This is a genomic window from Mycobacterium sp. ZZG (genome assembly GCF_054786995.1).
On sequence record NZ_JBTBFV010000202.1, the window covers coordinates 1 to 566 of the forward strand.

Genomic DNA, 566 nt, shown 5'->3' on the forward strand with positions numbered 1-566 from the left:
GCAAGATGTAGTGGTTGAGGTTTCGGAAGCCGAGCGCGATCCCGCGTAGGTGTTCCAGGCGGCCGTTGATCGCTTCGACCGGGCCGTTGGAGGCACCGGTGTCGAAGTACGCCAGGATCTCTTTGCGTCGAGCCCACAACGAACGGCCGAGTTGGGCAAGTTCGGCGAGTTCTTTCGGCACGCCGGTATGGATGCGTTTGAGCAGCTTGTACATCGCGATCTTCCCGTCACGCTTGTGCGGCTGGTCGTAGGCGTCGATCAGGTCCTGATAGACGGCGTAGGTGACCGCGACCGCCAGATGTTCCTCACGCGCTTCGAGGCCGTTGGTGATGCGGGTCTTCTGCTTGTCGGTCAACAAGCCGATTCGGGTGAGCAGAGGGCGGCGGATGCCGTAGAGCGGGTCCCCGGTGCGGCCGCGGTGTCCGCACGTATCCTGTTGCACGCGTTGACGACACACCGTGAGCTTGTCGGCGGCCAAGTGCACCACATGAAACGGATCCATCACCGCACGCGCCTTGTCCAGGGTTTCAGCGGTCGCGGTGCGATACCCGGAGAACCCGTCCATC

1 protein-coding gene is annotated in these 566 nt (G+C 62.9%); it reads right to left on the bottom strand.

The annotated features are described in order from the left end of the window. Positions 1–566: ISL3 family transposase (locus tag ACXMYJ_RS29355; protein WP_460359581.1), on the bottom strand; the 566-nt coding region annotated here is incomplete at both ends.